Raw genomic sequence first — 16073 nt, forward strand, 5'->3', positions numbered from 1 at the left:
AAAGGGCAGCCATAGCGGGTGATAGCCCCGTACACTATAGGAGACTGAGTATGACTATCGGTTTAGTCGGTAAAAAGGCCGGGATGACCCGTGTCTTTACCGAAGATGGCGCATCCGTGCCCGTAACCGTTATTGAAGTTGATCCTAACCGTGTTACACGCGTTAAGACTGTCGAGTCTGACGGTTACGCAGCGGTTCAGGTCACTACAGGTTCTCGTAAAGCCAAACACCTCACCAAAGCCCAGGCAGGTCAATTTGCCAAGGCGGGCGTTGAGGCTGGTCGTTCGCTGATGGAATTCCGCCTTGCAGAAGGTGAGGAAGCTCCTGAAGTGGGTGGCGAAATCACCGTATCCCTCTTTGAAGCTGGTCAAATGATCGATGTGACCGGCACCTCTAAGGGTAAAGGCTTCCAGGGTGCTGTTAAGCGCTGGAACTTCCGTACCCAAGACAACAGCCACGGTAACTCCCTGTCGCATCGCGCACCGGGTTCTATCGGCATGTGTCAAACACCAGGTCGCGTATTTAAAGGCAAAAAAATGGCCGGTCAGATGGGTAACGCCCGCTGCACCGTACAGAGCCTTGAGATCGTCCGTGTTGACGCCGAGCGTAACCTGCTGCTGATCAAGGGCGCCGTACCGGGAGCACCCGGCAGCGACGTTATCGTTCGCAGCGCCGTGAAAGCTGGCTGAAGGGGATAATTACCAATGAATCTGAATCTTGCTGCAGGCACGGGTACCGTTGAAGTAGCCGACGCCACTTTTGGCAAAGAATTCAACGAAGCGCTAGTTCACCAGGTTGTCACCGCCTATTTGGCTGGTGGCCGTCAAGGTACTCGCGCTCAAAAGAGCCGTTCCGATGTTCGCGGTGGTGGTAAAAAACCGTGGCGTCAGAAAGGTACCGGTCGTGCACGTGCCGGAACCATCCGTTCTCCGCTGTGGCGCAGTGGCGGCGTAACCTTCGCGGCACGTCCGCAAGACTACACCCAGAAGGTTAACCGCAAAATGTACCGCGCGGCGATGCGCTCCATCTTGTCTGAGCTGGTACGTCAAGAGCGTTTAGTCGCGATTGAAGAGTTCAGCGTCGAAGCGCCCAAGACCAAGCAGGTAGCTGCCAAGCTGAAAGAGCTCAACCTTGAGAAAGTGTTGATCATCACCGAAGAACTTGATGAAACGCTCTATCTAGCCGCACGCAACCTTCCCCACGTTGACGTGGTGGATGTCGCGGCAGCTGACCCGGTTAGCCTGGTTGCCTTTGATAAGGTCCTGGTTACCGTCTCCGCCCTGCGTAAATTCGAGGAGAAGCTGGCATGAACCAGGAACGCGTATTCAAGGTTCTGCTTGGACCGCACGTGACCGAAAAGGCCGCGATGGCTGCAGAGCGCAACCAGTACGTTTTCAAGGTGGCGTCTGATGCTACCAAGCCCGAGATCAAGAAAGCCGTTGAAGCACTGTTCGGCAAGAAGGTCGGCAGCGTTCAAGTGCTGAACGTGAAGGGTAAAACCAAACGTACTGCACACGGCGTTGGTCTGCGTAAGGGTTACCGCAAAGCGTATGTGACCCTGGCTGCGGGCGAAACGCTCGAAGACTTCTCTGGCGCCGAATAAGGGCAGGAGTACGGATAATGGCAATCGTCAAGACCAAACCCACATCCGCCGGTCGTCGCCACGTCGTTAAGATCGTTGGTGAGGAACTGTACAAAGGCCGTGCTTATGCACCGCTTTTGGAAAAACAGTCCAAGTCCGGTGGACGTAATAACTACGGTCGCATCACCACCCGTCACGTGGGCGGTGGTCATCGTCAACACTACCGTTTGATCGACTTCAAACGCACCAAAGATGGCATTCCAGCCACCGTTGAGCGTCTGGAACACGATCCGAACCGTAGTGCGCATATTGCTTTACTGAAATATGCAGATGGTGAGCGTCGTTACATCATTGCACCGAAAGGTGTCAGCGCGGGTGACGTGCTGGAATCTGGTGTAAACGCGCCCATCAAGAAAGGCAATGCTTTGCCGCTGCGCAACATCCCGCTCGGTTCTACCGTTCACGGTATCGAACTGAAGCCGGGTAAAGGCGCGCAGATTGCTCGCAGTGCCGGTACTAGCGCCCAGCTGGTTGCGCGTGAAGGTAACTACGCCACTTTACGTCTTCGCTCTGGCGAAATGCGTAAGATCCTGGCTGAGTGCCGCGCAACCTTGGGTGAAGTGAGCAACTCCGAGCACAGCCTGCGTCAACTTGGCAAGGCCGGTGCGAAGCGCTGGAGAGGCGTGCGCCCGACTGTTCGTGGTGTCGCGATGAACCCGGTGGATCACCCGCACGGTGGTGGTGAAGGCCGCACCAGCGGTGGTCGTCACCCGGTATCCCCGTGGGGCGTACCGACTAAGGGTCACAAGACGCGTAAGAACAAGCGCACCGACAAGCTGATTATCCGTCGTCGTAACAAGACGCGTTAATCGAAATTGCCAAGAACTTAAGAGGTAACGGCTGTGCCACGTTCACTAAAGAAAGGTCCCTTCATTGACCTTCATCTTTTGAAGAAGGTAGAGGCTGCAGTGGAGAAGAACGATCGCAAACCAATCAAGACTTGGTCGCGTCGTTCGATGATCCTACCCAACATGGTAGGTCTGACTATTGCGGTCCATAACGGACGCCAGCATGTCCCGGTGCACGTCTCCGAGGAAATGGTGGGTCATAAACTTGGCGAATTCGCTGCTACCCGCACATATCGTGGGCACGCGGCGGACAAGAAAGCCAAACGGTAAGCCAGAGAGGATTAAGAGATGGAAGTCACAGCTAAGCTGAGTGGCGCTGCTTTATCCGCACAGAAGGCCCGTTTGGTGGCTGACCAGGTGCGCGGTAAACCGGTCGCCGAAGCTATTGACCTGCTGACCTTCTCACCGAAGAAGGCTGCCAAGCTGGTTAAGAAAGTGCTTCAGTCCGCCATCGCGAATGCGGAAGAAAACAACGGCATGGACATCGACGAGCTGCGTGTCTCGACCATCTGCGTCGATGAGGGCATGACGCTCAAGCGTATCAAGCCGCGCGCCAAAGGCCGTGCGGATCGTATCTTGAAGCGCACCTGCCACATCACCGTCAAGGTAGCCGAGAAGTAGGAGTCGACCAGATGGGTCAGAAAGTCAATCCAACAGGCATTCGACTGGGCATCGTCAAAGACCATGCTTCTGTCTGGTATGCCGAGCGCGGCGCCTATGCCGATAAGCTCAATAACGATCTCGAAGTGCGCAGCTTCCTGGAAGAGCGTCTTAAAAACGCCTCCGTAAGCCGCATTCACATCGAGCGTCCGGCTAACAATGCTCGCATCACCATTCACACTGCCCGTCCGGGTATCGTGATTGGTAAAAAGGGTGAAGATGTCGACCGTCTGCGTCGCGATCTCACCGAGATGATGGGTGTCCCGGTTCATGTGAACATTGAAGAAGTTCGCAAGCCGGAGCTGGATGCCAAGCTAGTCGCTGCTAACGTAGCGGGTCAGCTTGAGCGTCGCGTAATGTTCCGTCGTGCCATGAAGCGCGCGGTACAGAACGCAATGCGTCTTGGCGCTGGCGGTATCAAGATTCAGCTGTCAGGTCGTCTTGGTGGTGCTGAAATCGCACGTACCGAATGGTACCGCGAAGGTCGTGTTCCGTTGCACACTCTGCGTGCGGACATTGACTACGCCACTTACGAAGCTCACACCACCTATGGCGTCATCGGCGTTAAAGTGTGGATCTTCAAGGGCGAAATCCTCGGCGGTATCGAGGAAGTACGTGCCAAGGCTAAGCAACAACAGCCTGCCGGCAACGCGCCCAAGAAGAAAGGTTCCAGGTAAGGGGAGAGCGAGTCGATGTTACAGCCCAAGCGTATGAAATTCCGCAAGATGATGAAAGGCCGCAACCGTGGCCTGGCGCATCGCGGAAGCAAGATCAGCTTCGGGGAATACGGTCTGAAAGCTACTGGTCGCGGCCGCATCACTGCGCGTCAGATCGAAGCCGGCCGTCGTGCGATCACACGTCACGTTAAGCGTGGCGGTAAAATCTGGATCCGCGTTTTCCCTGACAAGCCGATTTCCAAGAAGCCGCTCGAAGTTCGTATGGGTAAAGGTAAAGGTTCTGTTGAGTACTGGGTAGCCCAGATCCAACCGGGTCGGGTCCTGTACGAAATTGAAGGTGTATCCGAAGAGCTGGCCCGTGAAGCTTTTGAGCTGGCCGCACAGAAGATGCCCTTGTCCACCACCTTTGCGAAACGGACGGTGATGTGATGAAAGCACAGGAAATTCGTGAAAAGTCCGCAGGAGAGCTCAAAGAGCAGCTCCTCGAGCTACTCCGCGAGCAGTTTAACCTGCGCATGCAGAAGGCCACTGGCCAACTGAGCCAGACTCATCTGCTCAAGCAGGTCCGTCGGGATATCGCCCGCGTTAAGACTATGCTCAACGAGAAGGCAGGTGATTGAGATGGCCGAAGAGAAAAAAACCCGTACGCTCACCGGCAAGGTGGTGAGCGACAAGATGGATAAATCCATCGTCGTTATGATCGAGCGTCGTGAGCGTCACCCGATCTACGGAAAATACGTTAAGCGCTCCACCAAGCTGCACGCCCATGATGAGGCGAACCAAGCTAAGGCAGGCGATACGGTTTCCATTCAGGAGTGCCGTCCGCTTTCCAAGAAGAAAGCTTGGACGCTGGTCGAGGTGGTCGAGCAAGCCAAGGGTTAATTCCCTTAGCTTGTCCAACCAGTGCAGTCAGATTAGGTTTGGAGAAAACCGATGATTCAGACTCAGACAATGCTGGATGTCGCCGACAACAGCGGAGCGCGCCGGGTGCAATGCATCAAGGTGCTAGGCGGTTCACACCGTCGCTACGCTCGTGTTGGTGACGTCATTAAGGTAACGGTGAAGGAAGCTATTCCGCGTGGCAAGGTCAAAAAAGGCCAAGTGCTAAAAGCGGTAGTAGTTCGCACCCGTAGTGGCGTCCGTCGTAGTGACGGTTCGCTGATCCGTTTCGATGGAAATGCGGCAGTTTTGTTGAATAACACCAACGAACAGCCGATCGGCACGCGCATCTTCGGGCCGGTTACTCGTGAGCTTCGTAATGAGAAGTTCATGAAGATCATTTCCCTAGCGCCTGAAGTGCTGTAAGGAGCGAGGCGGATATGCAAAAGATCAAACGTGACGATGAAGTCATCGTCATCGCCGGGAAGGATAAAGGCAAACGTGGCACTGTTAAGCGGGTACTAGAAAGCCGCTTCGTGGTGTCCGGTGTGAACATGATTAAACGTCACACCAAGCCGAATCCCATGGCGGGAAATCAGGGCGGTATCGTCGAGCGTGAGGCTCCGATTCACGCGTCCAACGTAGCCATCTTCAATTCGGAGACCGGTAAGGCGGATCGCGTCGGCTTCCAAGTTAAGGAAGACGGTACCAAGGTACGTATCTACAAGTCGACGCAGACGCAGATCGACGCCTAACGCGAGTCGGGTAGCAAAATGGCGAACTTGAAAGAACGTTATCAAAACGAGGTGGTAGCTCAACTCAAAGAGCAGTTCAGCTACGCCAACGTTATGCAGGTACCCCGGGTCACTAAAGTGACTCTGAACATGGGTATCGGCGAAGCGGTTAGTGATAAAAAGCTGATCGACAATGCCGTCGGCGACCTGGAGAAACTCTCCGGTCAAAAGCCGCTGGTGACCAAAGCACGTAAGTCCATCGCGGGCTTCAAGGTGCGTGAAGGTTGGCCTATCGGTGTCAAAGTTACACTGCGCGCTGAGCGTATGTGGGACTTCCTGGACCGTCTGGTAAACATCGCGATTCCTCGTGTGCGTGACTTCCGTGGTCTAAACCCGAAGTCTTTTGATGGTCGCGGCAATTACTCCATGGGTGTGCGTGAGCAGATCATCTTCCCGGAGATCGAGTATGATAAAATCGATCGTATCCGTGGGTTGGACGTCACTATCACTACTACTGCCAACACCGACGAGGAAGGCCGTGCGCTGCTTGCAGCACTGAACTTCCCGTTCAAGAAATAAGGGTTGGATCATGGCTAAGAAAAGTATGATAGAGCGTGAGCTCAAGCGTACGCAGCTGGTCGAGAAGTATGCGGCCAAGCGTGCTGAGCTCAAGGCAATCATCTCAAACGTGAATACGTCTGAGGAAGAGCGCTTCGAGGCGACGCTGAAGCTGCAGCAACTGCCGCGCGACTCAAGCCCGGTACGTCAGCGTAACCGCTGCCGCATTACGGGTCGTCCGCACGGTTTTTACAACAAGTTCGGCCTTGGCCGTAACAAGCTGCGTGAAGCCGCCATGCGTGGCGACGTTCCTGGTCTGAAAAAGTCCAGTTGGTAACGCCACGTAGATTCATCAGGAGCGCACATTAAATGAGCATGCAAGACACTCTGGCGGATATGTTTACTCGTATCCGCAATGCGCAGATGGCCACCAAGGAGACGGCTACCATGCCGTCTTCCAAGTTGAAAGTGGAAGTGGCCCGCGTGCTAAAGGAAGAAGGCTACATTACCGACTTTACGGTGGCTGAAGGCGTTAAACCTACGCTTACCGTGACTCTCAAGTACTTTGAGGGCAAGGCGGTTATTGAGCACATTCAGCGGGTTTCCAAGCCGTCTTTGCGTCAATACAAAGGCAAGGACAACCTGCCTAAGGTTGCCGATGGTCTGGGTATCGCGATTGTCACCACTTCCAATGGTGTCATGACCGACCGTGCCGCACGCCAAGCTGGCGTCGGTGGCGAAGTCATCTGCACCGTATTCTAGGAGGCTGGAATGTCCCGCATAGCGAAATATCCGGTTAAAGTGCCTGCTGGCGTCGATGTTAAAATCGATGCTGGCCAGCTGACTGCTAAAGGCGGCCAGGGCACGCTGTCTATGCCCATTCACCAGGACGTGGTGATTGGTCAAGAAGACGGCCAGCTGACCTTCGTCCCGAGCGAATCAGCCAAGAGCTGGGCAATGGCCGGTACTACCCGCGCCTTGGTTCAGAACCTGGTACAGGGCGTATCCGAGGGTTTCACAAAGACTCTCGAAATTGTTGGCGTCGGTTATCGTGCCCAAGCTAAGGGCCAGACGCTCAATCTTTCACTGGGCTTCTCGCACCCGGTCGATTACATTCTGCCTGAAGGTGTTGTCGCGGAAACGCCGAAAAACACCGTTATCGTGCTGAAAAGCGCGGACAAGCAGAAGCTCGGTCAGTGCGCCGCGGAAATCCGCGCTTTCCGTCCGCCTGAGCCGTATAAAGGCAAGGGTGTTCGGTACGCCGACGAGCAGGTGCGTCGCAAAGAAGCCAAGAAGAAGTAAGGCAGGGTTATGAACGCGAAGAAAGAATCTCGTCTCCGTCGTGCCCGCCGCGCTCGCGCCAAGATCCGCGAGCTGGGCGTGTATCGCCTGTGCGTCAACCGTACCCCGCGTCACATCTATGCGCAGATTATCTCGCCGGATGGTGGCAAAGTGTTGGCCAGCGCTTCAACGCTGGACAAAGCACTGCGCGAGGGTGCGACCGGCAACTCAGAAGCGGCCTCTAAGGTCGGTGCTCTGATTGCCGAACGCGCTAAAGAAGCAGGCATCACCCAGGTGGCCTTCGACCGTGCTGGCTTTAAGTATCACGGTCGCGTCAAGGCTCTGGCCGACGCCGCTCGTGAAGGCGGCCTGGAATTCTAAAGGGTTTTACGATGGCGAAGAACGAACAGCAAAACGGTGATCTGCAAGAGAAGTTAGTGCAGGTCAACCGCGTCGCCAAGGTGGTCAAGGGTGGTCGTATTTTCGGCTTCACCGCACTGACCGTCGTAGGTGATGGTAAAGGTCGTGTTGGTTTCGGTCGTGGCAAGGCGCGTGAAGTGCCGGTTGCGATCCAGAAAGCAATGGATCAGGCTCGTCGCAACATGGTCAAGGTTAACCTTGCAGGCAGCACGCTGCAGTATCCTGTGAAAGCCCGTCACGGCGCTTCCAAGGTTTACATGCAGCCGGCTTCCGAAGGTACCGGTATCATCGCCGGTGGTGCTATGCGCTCTGTACTAGAGCTTGCTGGTGTCCACGATGTACTGGCCAAGTGCTACGGTTCCACCAACCCGGTTAACGTGGTTCGAGCGACTGTTAAAGGTCTCTCTTCCATGCAAGCACCGGAAGACATCGCCGCCAAGCGCGGTCTGTCTGTCGAAGCGATCACGGGGTAAGGCACCATGGCAGCAACGATCAAGGTTACCCAGATCCGCAGCACCATCGGCGTTTTGCCCAAGCACAAGTCTACTATGAAGGGCTTGGGTCTGCGTCGCATCGGTCATACGGTTGAACTGGAAGACACCCCTGCCGTACGCGGCATGATCCACAAGGTTAACTACCTTGTGCGCGTTGAGGGAGAGTAATCCATGAAACTCAATACCCTGAGTCCGGCACCGGGCTCCAAACACGCTGAAAAGCGCGTTGGTCGTGGTATCGGTTCCGGTCTTGGTAAGACCGGCGGCCGTGGCCACAAAGGTCAGAAATCACGCAGTGGCGGTAGCGTCAAGCCTGGTTTCGAAGGCGGTCAGATGCCGTTACAGCGTCGTCTACCGAAGTTCGGCTTCACATCAGCTAAATCGCTGGTGTCTGAAGAAGTACGCCTGGCCGAGCTTGCCAAAGTTTCCGGTGACGAAGTCACCATGGAAACACTGAAGCAAGCCAACGTGCTGAAGGATGCGACGCTACACGCGAAGATCATCCTTTCTGGCGAACTGAAAAAAGCAGTTACCGTTCGTGGTATCAAGGTCACCAAAGGTGCCCGTGAAGCGATCGAAGCTGCTGGCGGCAAGGTAGAGGACTAAATGGCCAAGTCAGGAAATATGCCGGCGATGGGCAACGGTCTGAGTGAACTGTGGGCGCGCTTGCGCTTCGTGCTCCTCGCCATCGTGGTGTACCGAATCGGTGCCCATATTCCCGTTCCCGGTATCAATCCTGACCAGCTTGCTGCCTTGTTTAGGGAGCAACAGGGCACCATCCTGGGCATGTTTAACATGTTCTCGGGTGGCGCCCTGGAGCGCATGAGCGTCCTCGCTTTGGGTATCATGCCCTATATTTCAGCGTCGATTATCATGCAGCTGATGACTGCGGTCTCACCCCATCTTGAGCAGCTCAAGAAGGAAGGTGAGTCCGGCCGCCGCAAGATTAGTCAGTACACCCGCTACGGCACGGTGATACTGGCTCTTGTCCAGGCTACCGGTATGTCGGTCGGCCTGGCTAGCCAAGGCATCGCTTACAGCGCTGACTTTAGCTTCTATTTCACCGCCGTGATTACGTTTGTGTCAGGCGCGGTGTTTATGATGTGGCTAGGTGAGCAGATTACCGAAAAGGGGATCGGCAACGGTATTTCGCTGCTGATCTTCGCCGGTATCGTCGCTGGGCTGCCCAGTGCCGTGGGGCAAGCGTTCGAGCTCGCTCGTAACGAAGGGGCCTGGAATGTTCTCCCGCTGTTAGCGCTGTCAGTGCTAGGTATTGCCACGGTTGCGTTTGTGGTGTTCATTGAGCGCGGCCAACGCCGTTTGAAAGTGAACTACCCGCGCCGCCAGGTGGGCAACAAGATGTATGCAGGTCAAAGCAGCTACCTGCCTTTGAAAGTGAACATGGCAGGTGTTATTCCTGCGATCTTCGCATCCAGTATTCTGCTCTTCCCGGCCTCTATTGGTCAGTGGGTCGGTGCTGGTGAAGGTATGGAGTGGTTGCAGCGTGCATCACAAGCTTTAGCCCCCGGGCAACCGCTTTACATCTTGCTTTTCGCGGCGGCAGTGGTATTCTTCTGCTTCTTTTACACAGCGCTGGTCTTCAATCCCAAGGATGTAGCTGACAATCTGAAAAAGTCAGGTGCGTTCCTGCCGGGCATTCGTCCCGGCGAGCAGACCGCTCGCTATATCGATAAGGTTATGACTCGTCTGACTTTATTCGGTGCCCTGTATATCACTGCGGTTTCCCTGATGCCCCAGTTCCTGATTGTTGCGTGGAATGTGCCATTCTTTTTTGGCGGTACCTCGCTTCTGATCGTGGTAGTGGTCATCATGGACTTCATGGCCCAGGTGCAGTCACACCTCATGTCGCATCAGTATGACTCGGTGATGAAGAAGTCCAACCTGAAAGGCTACGGTAGCGGCGGCATCATGCGCTGAGGCGCCGCCTTACGATTGGCGCGCCGCGAGCCGTTTTTGGAGAAAGAACGATGAAAGTTCGAGCTTCCGTAAAGAAAATGTGCCGTAACTGCAAGATCATTCGTCGCAATGGCGCTGTCCGCGTCATTTGCATCGAACCGCGGCACAAGCAGCGTCAGGGTTAATTCCTACGTTGCTTTAAGTGGGTGTTCGGCATACCCCTTGCCTTAGGGCAATTAAAGGGGTATGCTGTTGCGCCTTTTGTAGATGAATAAACGAGCAAGCCGCTCAAATTTCGGAGTAAGCTGATGGCCCGTATTGCAGGCGTCAATATCCCGGACAACAAGCATGCGGCGATCTCGCTGACCTATATCTTCGGGATTGGCCGTACTCGCGCACAGCATATCTGTGCTGCTGCCGGTATCGCGCTGACTACCAAGATCCAGGACCTATCTGGCGAAGAGCTGGATACCCTGCGTTCTGAAGTTGGTAAGTACACCGTAGAAGGCGACCTTCGTCGTGATGTTACGCTGAACATTAAGCGTCTCATGGACTTAGGTTGCTACCGTGGTCTGCGTCATCGTCGTAGTCTTCCGCTGCGTGGTCAGCGGACTAAGACTAACGCGCGCACCCGTAAGGGCCCGCGTAAGCCGATCCGCAAATAACACGCAGGCTCTTTCATAGAGAGCCTATGTAAAGACAGGAATAGACATCAACATGGCTAACCCGCGTAGTAACCGTAAAAAGGTTAAAAAGCAGGTAGTGGACGCCGTTGCGCATATCCATGCCTCTTTTAACAACACGATCGTGACGATCACAGACCGCCAGGGCAATGCGCTTTCTTGGGCAACTGCCGGTGGTTCGGGTTTTCGTGGTTCTCGCAAGAGCACCCCGTTCGCTGCTCAAGTAGCAAGTGAACGTGCAGCAACTGCTGCAGCCGAGTATGGTGTGAAAAACGTAGACGTACTGGTTAAAGGCCCAGGTCCCGGTCGTGAATCCGCCGTGCGCGCATTGAATGCCGCAGGCTTCCGCGTGCAAAGCATCGTAGACGCGACGCCCATTCCCCATAATGGCTGCCGTCCGCCTAAGAAACGCCGCGTTTAAGGAGACAGATTCATGGCTCGTTATATTGGACCGAAGTGCAAACTGTCTCGTCGTGAAGGCACCGATCTCTTTTTGAAGAGTGGCGTGACTCCCTTCGAGAAAAAGTGTAAATCCGAGCAAATCCCGGGTGTACACGGCCAGCGTCGTCAGCGTCTTTCAGACTACGGCTTGCAGCTTCGCGAGAAGCAAAAAGTACGTCGCATGTATGGCGTACTCGAAAAACAGTTCCGTAACTACTACAAAGAAGCTGCTCGCCTGAAAGGCGCGACCGGTGAAGTATTGTTGCAGTTGCTCGAATCCCGACTGGATAACGTCGTCTACCGTATGGGTTTCGGCTCGACTCGCTCTGAAGCGCGTCAGCTCGTTAGCCATAAGGCAGTTTCCGTGAACGGCCGTACCGTTAACGTAGCTTCCTACCAAGTGAAGCCGGGTGACGTTGTTGCCATTCGCGAAAAGGCGAAGAACCAAGCCCGTATTCAAAGCGCGTTGTCCATTGCGGCCAACCGTGGCGATATCGTTTGGATCGAAATCGACGCCAAGAAGATGGAAGGCACTTTCAAGGCTCTGCCTGAACGCGGTGACCTGACTGCCGACATCAACGAAAACCTGATCGTCGAGCTGTACTCCAAGTAAGCGGCGTTAATTAATCTCTGCTTCTTGAAGCCTGGGCGGGGTAGCAAAGCTAACCGCCCAGATGCTCTTGAGTACTTGTTCTTAAGAACACAGTATCCGTTTGGCAGCCTGAAAGGTGTTCATATGCAGCGTTCAGTGACAGAGTTTCTTCGTCCTCGCGACATCAAGGTAGAAGAAATCAGCGCACATCATGCCAAGATCGTTCTCGAACCGTTCGAGCGTGGTTTTGGTCACACCCTGGGGAATGCACTGCGTCGCATTCTGCTTTCGTCTATGCCCGGCGCTGCCGTGGTAGAGGCTGAAATTGCGGGTGTAGAGCACGAGTACAGTGCGCTCGAAGGGGTGCAGGAAGATGTCATCGAAATCCTCCTGAACTTGAAAGATGTTGCGATCAAGATGCACAGCCGCGATGAGGCGGTGCTCTCGCTGAACAAGCAGGGCCCAGCCGTCGTCACTGCTGGCGACATTGCGCTTGATCATAGCGTCGAAATCGTCAACCCGGACCACGTCATTGCACACGTCAATGAAGGTGCCGAGCTGAAAATTCAGCTTAAGGTAGCGCTGGGTCGTGGCTACGAACCGGCTGACGCCCGTGGCTCTGATGAAGAGACCCGTGCTATTGGCCGCCTGCAGCTGGATGCCACCTTCAGCCCTGTCCGCCGCGTTTCCTATTCGGTTGAAGCCGCTCGTGTTGAGCAGCGCACCGATCTCGATAAGCTGATTATCGATCTGGAAACCGACGGTACTTTGGATCCGGAAGAGGCTATCCGTCGCAGTGCGACCATTCTGCAAGAGCAGCTGGCCGCCTTCGTCGACCTGGAAGCTGATAAAGAGCAGGAAGTCGAAGAGGAAGAGGATCATGTTGATCCAATCCTATTGCGCCCCGTAGACGATCTTGAGTTGACCGTTCGCAGCGCGAACTGCCTAAAAGCCGAGAATATTTACTATATCGGTGATCTTATCCAGCGCACTGAAGTTGAGCTGTTGAAGACACCGAACCTCGGTAAAAAATCCTTGAATGAAATCAAGGACGTTTTGGCGGCGCGCGGCTTGTCCCTCGGCATGCGGTTGGAAAATTGGCCGCCCGCTAGCCTGAAGGACGACAAGGCCTCCGCGTGAGTGTCGACTCGAGTCCCAGTTTGGTAAGGAATTACAACCATGCGTCATCGTAAGAGTGGTCGTCATCTGAATCGCACCAGCTCGCATCGTCAGGCCATGTTCAAGAACATGTCTGTCTCGCTGGTCGAACATGAAGTCATCAAGACAACCCTGCCTAAGGCCAAGGAACTGCGTCGCGTTATCGAGCCGCTGATCACCTTAGCCAAGCAGGATAGCGTTGCGAACCGTCGTTTGGCGTTCTCTCGCACACGTTCCAAAGAAGCCGTTGGCAAGCTGTTTAACGAGCTGGGTCCGCGTTACGCCGAGCGTCCGGGTGGTTACATCCGTATTCTCAAGTGCGGTTTCCGCACCGGCGACAACGCGCCTATGGCTTATGTTGAGCTAGTAGACCGTCCGGTTGCTGAAGAAGCCGCTGCTGAAGAGTAAATCTTTAGCCGCAGTCTCTTTAAAGCAGAATGAAAACCGACCCAGCTGGGTCGGTTTTTTTGTGTCTGGCGTCTTGCGCTAGCTCGTGTATTTATCTGTTGCGTATATACTCTGCACAAAGCGTTAAATTACCCGTCGAGCGTGCTAGTCTAGAGAGTGTTTTGAACCAGCAGACATAATCGAATTGATATCTCCAACGTGTTTGATCAGCGCGTAAACAATGCGCGGGTCAAGATGCGTGCGAACACGCTGAGAGAATGTGGGTTTGAGAGTGTGGGTTTTATTTCCAGCGCAGATGACATCAGCAAGGGGCGGACATGGCGGCGAGGGGAGTTAAATATAATAAAGGGGCAATGGCATGGTTTGCGATATTCCTGCTATTTCTAACGGCTATCATGGCATCTGCCGCCCAGGCGAATCCGCGTTATGCCGGTATCGTAGTCGATCTTGAAAATGGCGAAGTGCTGTACTCGGAAAACGCCGATGCACCACGTTACCCCGCGTCGCTAACCAAGATGATGACGCTATATCTAACCTTTGAAGCATTGGAAAACGGCGATCTAGGCCTTAATCAGGCACTACCCGTGTCCGCTCAGGCCGCCGCCATGCCCGCCACAAAACTGTGGCTTTCGGCGGGCAGTACCATCCCTGTGGATACCGCTATTCGTGCCCTGGCGGTACGTTCTGCCAATGACGTCGCCGTTGTACTCAGTGAATCGCTAGGCGGTAGTGAACAACAGTTCGCCCGCATGATGACCGAGAAGGCGCGCGATCTCGGCATGACGGCGACCACCTTTCGTAACGCCTCCGGCTTGCCTGATGATCAGCAGATGACCACGGCCCGCGACATGCTCACTCTCTCGGTGCGCGTCATTCAAGATTTCCCTCAGTATTATCATTATTTTGGTCTACAAGAATTCACCTATCGTGGCACGCGCCACACCAGTCATAACCGCTTGGTGGGCAGCTACCCCGGTGCCGATGGGCTAAAAACGGGCTTTATTCGCGCCTCTGGATTTAACGTGGCAACCACCGCCGTACATGACGGTCGGCGTATGGTCGCGGTAGTGATGGGCGGTTTTAGCGCCTCCTCTCGCGATACGCATATGGCCAATCTGTTGGATAGAAGCTTTATGCGCGCGGAGTTGCGTGATCATCGCAGCTGGCTTGCGGATACCAGTTTTTCACAGGATTACATGAGTTTCCCGTCAGCTACTCCGCCGATCGCGCCTTCGCGTCCCGCACCGGTTTCCCAACCTAGCCAAATGCTCGCCCGTGTGGACACCACCACCATTTCACCTAGCCCAAGCGCGATGGTTGATGAGCGTCTGGCCAAGATGACCGTTGAAGGGCCGAGCGAAGCCTCAGCGGCATCGAATTCCGACCCTTTACAGGACTTTATTCAGCGCGAACGTATCATTGAAGCACCGCCAAGCGGGCACTGGGGTATTCAGGTAGGTGCGTTTAGTCAAGAAGCTCAGGCGCAGCAGCTGGCCCAGCAGGCAGCTCAGCGCTTAACCCAGAATTTATCCGGGCGTATTGCGGTGGATACCCTTGAAGGCCAAACGCCGGTTTACCGTGCCCGTTTGGTCGCCTTGGATGAGCACCATGCCCGTGAAGCCTGCCGAGAGCTTCTGCTGCAGGGCATGGAGTGCATGGTGGTTAACGCCAGCCTTTAAAACTGTGATGCACTTTAAAGCTGTGATGTACAAAGCAGAGCAAAGCCCCCGCTAACGCTTGGTTGATTAGCGGGGGCTTTTGTTTTTAAGCCGTACCAACAACCTGGGGGCGCGCGTGACAGCGTCATTAAAAGGCATTCTTTTCATGTGCGCAGGGGTGCTTTTTTTGTGCCTCGGTGATGCCATTGCCAAGTGGTTGGGGGAAGTGCACTCCCCGCTGCAGATCATCTTCTTTCGTGCCCTCGTATCGCTGCCGCTGATTGTATTATTGGCCTACACGTCGGGCGGGCTGAAAAAACTGCGCACCAAGCGTCCTGTCGTGCATTTAGTACGTGGATTGATCTACACGGCGTTGATGGTGAGTTTTGTGATGGGCCTAACGCTATTACCTCTGGCAGAAGCTACCGCGATTGCCTTTGTCGCCCCGTTATTTGTCACTCTGCTATCAGTCCCCATGCTCGGTGAGCGGATTGACCGGCCTGTCGTCATCTTTTCGCTTATTGGGTTTGTGGGCGTACTGGTAGTCGTCAGGCCGGGCGGCGATGCGTTTCATCTAGGGGCGCTGATCATGCTGGCCGCGGCGCTGTTCTATGCGTTGATGATGATCACCGCACGGCGCTATGGAAGCCAGGAGCATCTATGGGCCATGGTATTTTATATGATGCTCGTGCCGTGTGTGATCACCGGACTGTGTTTGCCCTGGGTATGGCAAACGCCTGAACCGCACCACTGGCTGGGGTTTTTGGCTTCGGGCGTATTAGGCGTGAGCGCGACGGCGTTTTTAACATTAGCGTTTCGCTATACGGCGGCGGCCATTGCCGCGCCGTTTGATTACACCGCCATGCTATGGGCCGTGGCGCTTGGCTGGTGGTTTTGGGACGAAACGCCAGATAGCTGGGTATGGGTAGGCAGCGTGCTGATTATCAGCAGCGGCCTGGCAATTGCCTACCATGATCGCCGAACAACCTTGAAACGCCGCCCCTCTGCATGAAGGTGATAAAG

29 protein-coding genes are annotated in these 16073 nt (G+C 54.9%); all 29 read left to right on the top strand.

The window, feature by feature from the left end; translation table 11 throughout:
- Window positions 1-50 precede the first annotated feature (50 nt).
- Complete coding sequence (rplC, locus tag ACT3XD_RS02730; protein WP_192536491.1) at window positions 51-689, top strand: 50S ribosomal protein L3; 639 nt, start codon at window positions 51-53, stop codon at window positions 687-689.
- A gap of 15 nt (window positions 690-704) precedes the next feature.
- The gene (gene rplD, locus ACT3XD_RS02735) at window positions 705-1310 is read left to right on the top strand and encodes a 50S ribosomal protein L4 (protein WP_018917734.1); all 606 of its coding nucleotides are present in this window, start codon (window positions 705-707) and stop codon (window positions 1308-1310) included.
- Window positions 1307-1603, top strand: coding sequence for a 50S ribosomal protein L23 (gene rplW, locus ACT3XD_RS02740; RefSeq protein ID WP_009723902.1), 297 nt, complete (start codon window positions 1307-1309; stop codon window positions 1601-1603). Before rplD ends, rplW begins: the two co-directional genes overlap by 4 nt.
- A gap of 17 nt (window positions 1604-1620) precedes the next feature.
- Window positions 1621-2451 (top strand): 50S ribosomal protein L2, encoded by an 831-nt coding sequence (rplB, locus tag ACT3XD_RS02745; RefSeq protein WP_018917733.1) that lies wholly within the window; start codon window positions 1621-1623, stop codon window positions 2449-2451.
- A gap of 33 nt (window positions 2452-2484) precedes the next feature.
- Window positions 2485-2760: a 30S ribosomal protein S19 gene (gene rpsS, locus ACT3XD_RS02750; RefSeq protein ID WP_009098993.1), complete on the top strand. Its 276-nt coding sequence runs from the start codon at window positions 2485-2487 to the stop codon at window positions 2758-2760.
- Window positions 2761-2778: 18 nt separating this feature from the next.
- Entirely contained in the window at window positions 2779-3111 is a 333-nt protein-coding gene (gene rplV / locus ACT3XD_RS02755) for a 50S ribosomal protein L22 (protein WP_009723900.1), read from the top strand.
- Between the two features lie 11 nt (window positions 3112-3122).
- Window positions 3123-3827 carry a 30S ribosomal protein S3 gene (rpsC, locus tag ACT3XD_RS02760; RefSeq protein ID WP_018917731.1) on the top strand — a complete coding sequence of 235 codons (705 nt, stop codon included), beginning with the start codon at window positions 3123-3125 and terminating at the stop codon, window positions 3825-3827.
- Between the two features lie 15 nt (window positions 3828-3842).
- On the top strand, window positions 3843-4256 hold the full coding sequence (gene rplP, locus ACT3XD_RS02765) for a 50S ribosomal protein L16 (RefSeq protein WP_007112000.1): 414 nt from the start codon (window positions 3843-3845) through the stop codon (window positions 4254-4256).
- Window positions 4256-4447 carry a 50S ribosomal protein L29 gene (gene rpmC / locus ACT3XD_RS02770; RefSeq protein ID WP_018917730.1) on the top strand — a complete coding sequence of 64 codons (192 nt, stop codon included), beginning with the start codon at window positions 4256-4258 and terminating at the stop codon, window positions 4445-4447. The genes rplP and rpmC overlap by 1 nt, the downstream gene beginning before the upstream one ends.
- A gap of 1 nt (window position 4448) precedes the next feature.
- Window positions 4449-4709, top strand: a complete 261-nt coding sequence (rpsQ, locus tag ACT3XD_RS02775) for a 30S ribosomal protein S17 (protein WP_009723897.1) — start codon at window positions 4449-4451, stop codon at window positions 4707-4709.
- Between the two features lie 51 nt (window positions 4710-4760).
- Window positions 4761-5132, top strand: a complete 372-nt coding sequence (gene rplN, locus ACT3XD_RS02780) for a 50S ribosomal protein L14 (protein WP_009723896.1) — start codon at window positions 4761-4763, stop codon at window positions 5130-5132.
- Between the two features lie 14 nt (window positions 5133-5146).
- A complete protein-coding gene (rplX, locus tag ACT3XD_RS02785; protein WP_018917729.1) occupies window positions 5147-5461 on the top strand; it encodes a 50S ribosomal protein L24 in 315 nt (104 codons plus the stop codon).
- 18 nt (window positions 5462-5479) lie between these two features.
- Window positions 5480-6019 carry a 50S ribosomal protein L5 gene (gene rplE / locus ACT3XD_RS02790; protein ID WP_018917728.1) on the top strand — a complete coding sequence of 180 codons (540 nt, stop codon included), beginning with the start codon at window positions 5480-5482 and terminating at the stop codon, window positions 6017-6019.
- A 10-nt stretch (window positions 6020-6029) separates the two neighbouring features.
- Window positions 6030-6335, top strand: a complete 306-nt coding sequence (gene rpsN, locus ACT3XD_RS02795; RefSeq protein WP_192536492.1) for a 30S ribosomal protein S14 — start codon at window positions 6030-6032, stop codon at window positions 6333-6335.
- 32 nt (window positions 6336-6367) lie between these two features.
- Window positions 6368-6760 (top strand): 30S ribosomal protein S8, encoded by a 393-nt coding sequence (rpsH, locus tag ACT3XD_RS02800; protein WP_192536493.1) that lies wholly within the window; start codon window positions 6368-6370, stop codon window positions 6758-6760.
- A 9-nt stretch (window positions 6761-6769) separates the two neighbouring features.
- Window positions 6770-7300 (top strand): 50S ribosomal protein L6, encoded by a 531-nt coding sequence (rplF, locus tag ACT3XD_RS02805; RefSeq protein WP_018917725.1) that lies wholly within the window; start codon window positions 6770-6772, stop codon window positions 7298-7300.
- Between the two features lie 9 nt (window positions 7301-7309).
- Window positions 7310-7660, top strand: coding sequence for a 50S ribosomal protein L18 (rplR, locus tag ACT3XD_RS02810; RefSeq protein ID WP_018917724.1), 351 nt, complete (start codon window positions 7310-7312; stop codon window positions 7658-7660).
- An 11-nt stretch (window positions 7661-7671) separates the two neighbouring features.
- Entirely contained in the window at window positions 7672-8172 is a 501-nt protein-coding gene (gene rpsE / locus ACT3XD_RS02815) for a 30S ribosomal protein S5 (protein WP_192536494.1), read from the top strand.
- Between the two features lie 6 nt (window positions 8173-8178).
- A complete protein-coding gene (gene rpmD / locus ACT3XD_RS02820) occupies window positions 8179-8361 on the top strand; it encodes a 50S ribosomal protein L30 (RefSeq protein WP_018917722.1) in 183 nt (60 codons plus the stop codon).
- Between the two features lie 3 nt (window positions 8362-8364).
- Complete coding sequence (gene rplO, locus ACT3XD_RS02825) at window positions 8365-8799, top strand: 50S ribosomal protein L15 (protein WP_192536495.1); 435 nt, start codon at window positions 8365-8367, stop codon at window positions 8797-8799.
- A complete protein-coding gene (gene secY, locus ACT3XD_RS02830) occupies window positions 8800-10131 on the top strand; it encodes a preprotein translocase subunit SecY (protein ID WP_018917720.1) in 1332 nt (443 codons plus the stop codon). It abuts the gene before it with no gap.
- A gap of 50 nt (window positions 10132-10181) precedes the next feature.
- The gene (rpmJ, locus tag ACT3XD_RS02835) at window positions 10182-10295 is read left to right on the top strand and encodes a 50S ribosomal protein L36 (RefSeq protein ID WP_009099023.1); all 114 of its coding nucleotides are present in this window, start codon (window positions 10182-10184) and stop codon (window positions 10293-10295) included.
- 123 nt (window positions 10296-10418) lie between these two features.
- Window positions 10419-10775 (top strand): 30S ribosomal protein S13, encoded by a 357-nt coding sequence (gene rpsM / locus ACT3XD_RS02840; RefSeq protein ID WP_192536496.1) that lies wholly within the window; start codon window positions 10419-10421, stop codon window positions 10773-10775.
- Between the two features lie 52 nt (window positions 10776-10827).
- Entirely contained in the window at window positions 10828-11214 is a 387-nt protein-coding gene (gene rpsK, locus ACT3XD_RS02845) for a 30S ribosomal protein S11 (protein WP_009099028.1), read from the top strand.
- Between the two features lie 12 nt (window positions 11215-11226).
- Window positions 11227-11847: a 30S ribosomal protein S4 gene (gene rpsD / locus ACT3XD_RS02850; RefSeq protein ID WP_018917718.1), complete on the top strand. Its 621-nt coding sequence runs from the start codon at window positions 11227-11229 to the stop codon at window positions 11845-11847.
- Between the two features lie 123 nt (window positions 11848-11970).
- On the top strand, window positions 11971-12966 hold the full coding sequence (locus tag ACT3XD_RS02855; RefSeq protein WP_016915790.1) for a DNA-directed RNA polymerase subunit alpha: 996 nt from the start codon (window positions 11971-11973) through the stop codon (window positions 12964-12966).
- Window positions 12967-13005: 39 nt separating this feature from the next.
- Entirely contained in the window at window positions 13006-13392 is a 387-nt protein-coding gene (gene rplQ, locus ACT3XD_RS02860) for a 50S ribosomal protein L17 (protein WP_018917717.1), read from the top strand.
- Window positions 13393-13745: 353 nt separating this feature from the next.
- Window positions 13746-15071 carry a D-alanyl-D-alanine carboxypeptidase family protein gene (locus ACT3XD_RS02865; RefSeq protein ID WP_192536497.1) on the top strand — a complete coding sequence of 442 codons (1326 nt, stop codon included), beginning with the start codon at window positions 13746-13748 and terminating at the stop codon, window positions 15069-15071.
- Between the two features lie 115 nt (window positions 15072-15186).
- A complete protein-coding gene (locus tag ACT3XD_RS02870) occupies window positions 15187-16062 on the top strand; it encodes a DMT family transporter (RefSeq protein ID WP_318782725.1) in 876 nt (291 codons plus the stop codon).
- Window positions 16063-16073: the final 11 nt, after the last annotated feature.

The sequence above is a fragment of the Halomonas sp. AOP7-B1-5 genome, from assembly GCF_052353045.1.
Taxonomy (GTDB): Bacteria; Pseudomonadota; Gammaproteobacteria; order Pseudomonadales; family Halomonadaceae; genus Vreelandella; species Vreelandella colorata.

What these genes read in the sequence shown, in the direction of transcription:
- rpsK (WP_009099028.1), top strand. Translation starts at nt 10,828, where the DNA reads ATGGCTAACCCGCGTAGTAACCGTAAAAAGGTTAAAAAGCAGGTAGTG.
- rplV (WP_009723900.1), top strand. Translation starts at nt 2,779, where the DNA reads ATGGAAGTCACAGCTAAGCTGAGTGGCGCTGCTTTATCCGCACAGAAG.
- rplX (WP_018917729.1), top strand. Translation starts at nt 5,147, where the DNA reads ATGCAAAAGATCAAACGTGACGATGAAGTCATCGTCATCGCCGGGAAG.
- ACT3XD_RS02865 (WP_192536497.1), top strand. Translation starts at nt 13,746, where the DNA reads ATGGCATGGTTTGCGATATTCCTGCTATTTCTAACGGCTATCATGGCA.
- rplC (WP_192536491.1), top strand. Translation starts at nt 51, where the DNA reads ATGACTATCGGTTTAGTCGGTAAAAAGGCCGGGATGACCCGTGTCTTT.
- rplP (WP_007112000.1), top strand. Translation starts at nt 3,843, where the DNA reads ATGTTACAGCCCAAGCGTATGAAATTCCGCAAGATGATGAAAGGCCGC.
- rpmD (WP_018917722.1), top strand. Translation starts at nt 8,179, where the DNA reads ATGGCAGCAACGATCAAGGTTACCCAGATCCGCAGCACCATCGGCGTT.
- rpmC (WP_018917730.1), top strand. Translation starts at nt 4,256, where the DNA reads ATGAAAGCACAGGAAATTCGTGAAAAGTCCGCAGGAGAGCTCAAAGAG.
- rpsH (WP_192536493.1), top strand. Translation starts at nt 6,368, where the DNA reads ATGAGCATGCAAGACACTCTGGCGGATATGTTTACTCGTATCCGCAAT.
- rpsD (WP_018917718.1), top strand. Translation starts at nt 11,227, where the DNA reads ATGGCTCGTTATATTGGACCGAAGTGCAAACTGTCTCGTCGTGAAGGC.
- secY (WP_018917720.1), top strand. Translation starts at nt 8,800, where the DNA reads ATGGCCAAGTCAGGAAATATGCCGGCGATGGGCAACGGTCTGAGTGAA.
- rpmJ (WP_009099023.1), top strand. Translation starts at nt 10,182, where the DNA reads ATGAAAGTTCGAGCTTCCGTAAAGAAAATGTGCCGTAACTGCAAGATC.
- rplE (WP_018917728.1), top strand. Translation starts at nt 5,480, where the DNA reads ATGGCGAACTTGAAAGAACGTTATCAAAACGAGGTGGTAGCTCAACTC.
- rpsQ (WP_009723897.1), top strand. Translation starts at nt 4,449, where the DNA reads ATGGCCGAAGAGAAAAAAACCCGTACGCTCACCGGCAAGGTGGTGAGC.
- rplB (WP_018917733.1), top strand. Translation starts at nt 1,621, where the DNA reads ATGGCAATCGTCAAGACCAAACCCACATCCGCCGGTCGTCGCCACGTC.
- rplW (WP_009723902.1), top strand. Translation starts at nt 1,307, where the DNA reads ATGAACCAGGAACGCGTATTCAAGGTTCTGCTTGGACCGCACGTGACC.
- rpsC (WP_018917731.1), top strand. Translation starts at nt 3,123, where the DNA reads ATGGGTCAGAAAGTCAATCCAACAGGCATTCGACTGGGCATCGTCAAA.
- rplD (WP_018917734.1), top strand. Translation starts at nt 705, where the DNA reads ATGAATCTGAATCTTGCTGCAGGCACGGGTACCGTTGAAGTAGCCGAC.
- rplN (WP_009723896.1), top strand. Translation starts at nt 4,761, where the DNA reads ATGATTCAGACTCAGACAATGCTGGATGTCGCCGACAACAGCGGAGCG.
- rpsE (WP_192536494.1), top strand. Translation starts at nt 7,672, where the DNA reads ATGGCGAAGAACGAACAGCAAAACGGTGATCTGCAAGAGAAGTTAGTG.
- rpsM (WP_192536496.1), top strand. Translation starts at nt 10,419, where the DNA reads ATGGCCCGTATTGCAGGCGTCAATATCCCGGACAACAAGCATGCGGCG.
- rplF (WP_018917725.1), top strand. Translation starts at nt 6,770, where the DNA reads ATGTCCCGCATAGCGAAATATCCGGTTAAAGTGCCTGCTGGCGTCGAT.
- rpsN (WP_192536492.1), top strand. Translation starts at nt 6,030, where the DNA reads ATGGCTAAGAAAAGTATGATAGAGCGTGAGCTCAAGCGTACGCAGCTG.
- rplO (WP_192536495.1), top strand. Translation starts at nt 8,365, where the DNA reads ATGAAACTCAATACCCTGAGTCCGGCACCGGGCTCCAAACACGCTGAA.
- rplQ (WP_018917717.1), top strand. Translation starts at nt 13,006, where the DNA reads ATGCGTCATCGTAAGAGTGGTCGTCATCTGAATCGCACCAGCTCGCAT.
- ACT3XD_RS02855 (WP_016915790.1), top strand. Translation starts at nt 11,971, where the DNA reads ATGCAGCGTTCAGTGACAGAGTTTCTTCGTCCTCGCGACATCAAGGTA.
- rplR (WP_018917724.1), top strand. Translation starts at nt 7,310, where the DNA reads ATGAACGCGAAGAAAGAATCTCGTCTCCGTCGTGCCCGCCGCGCTCGC.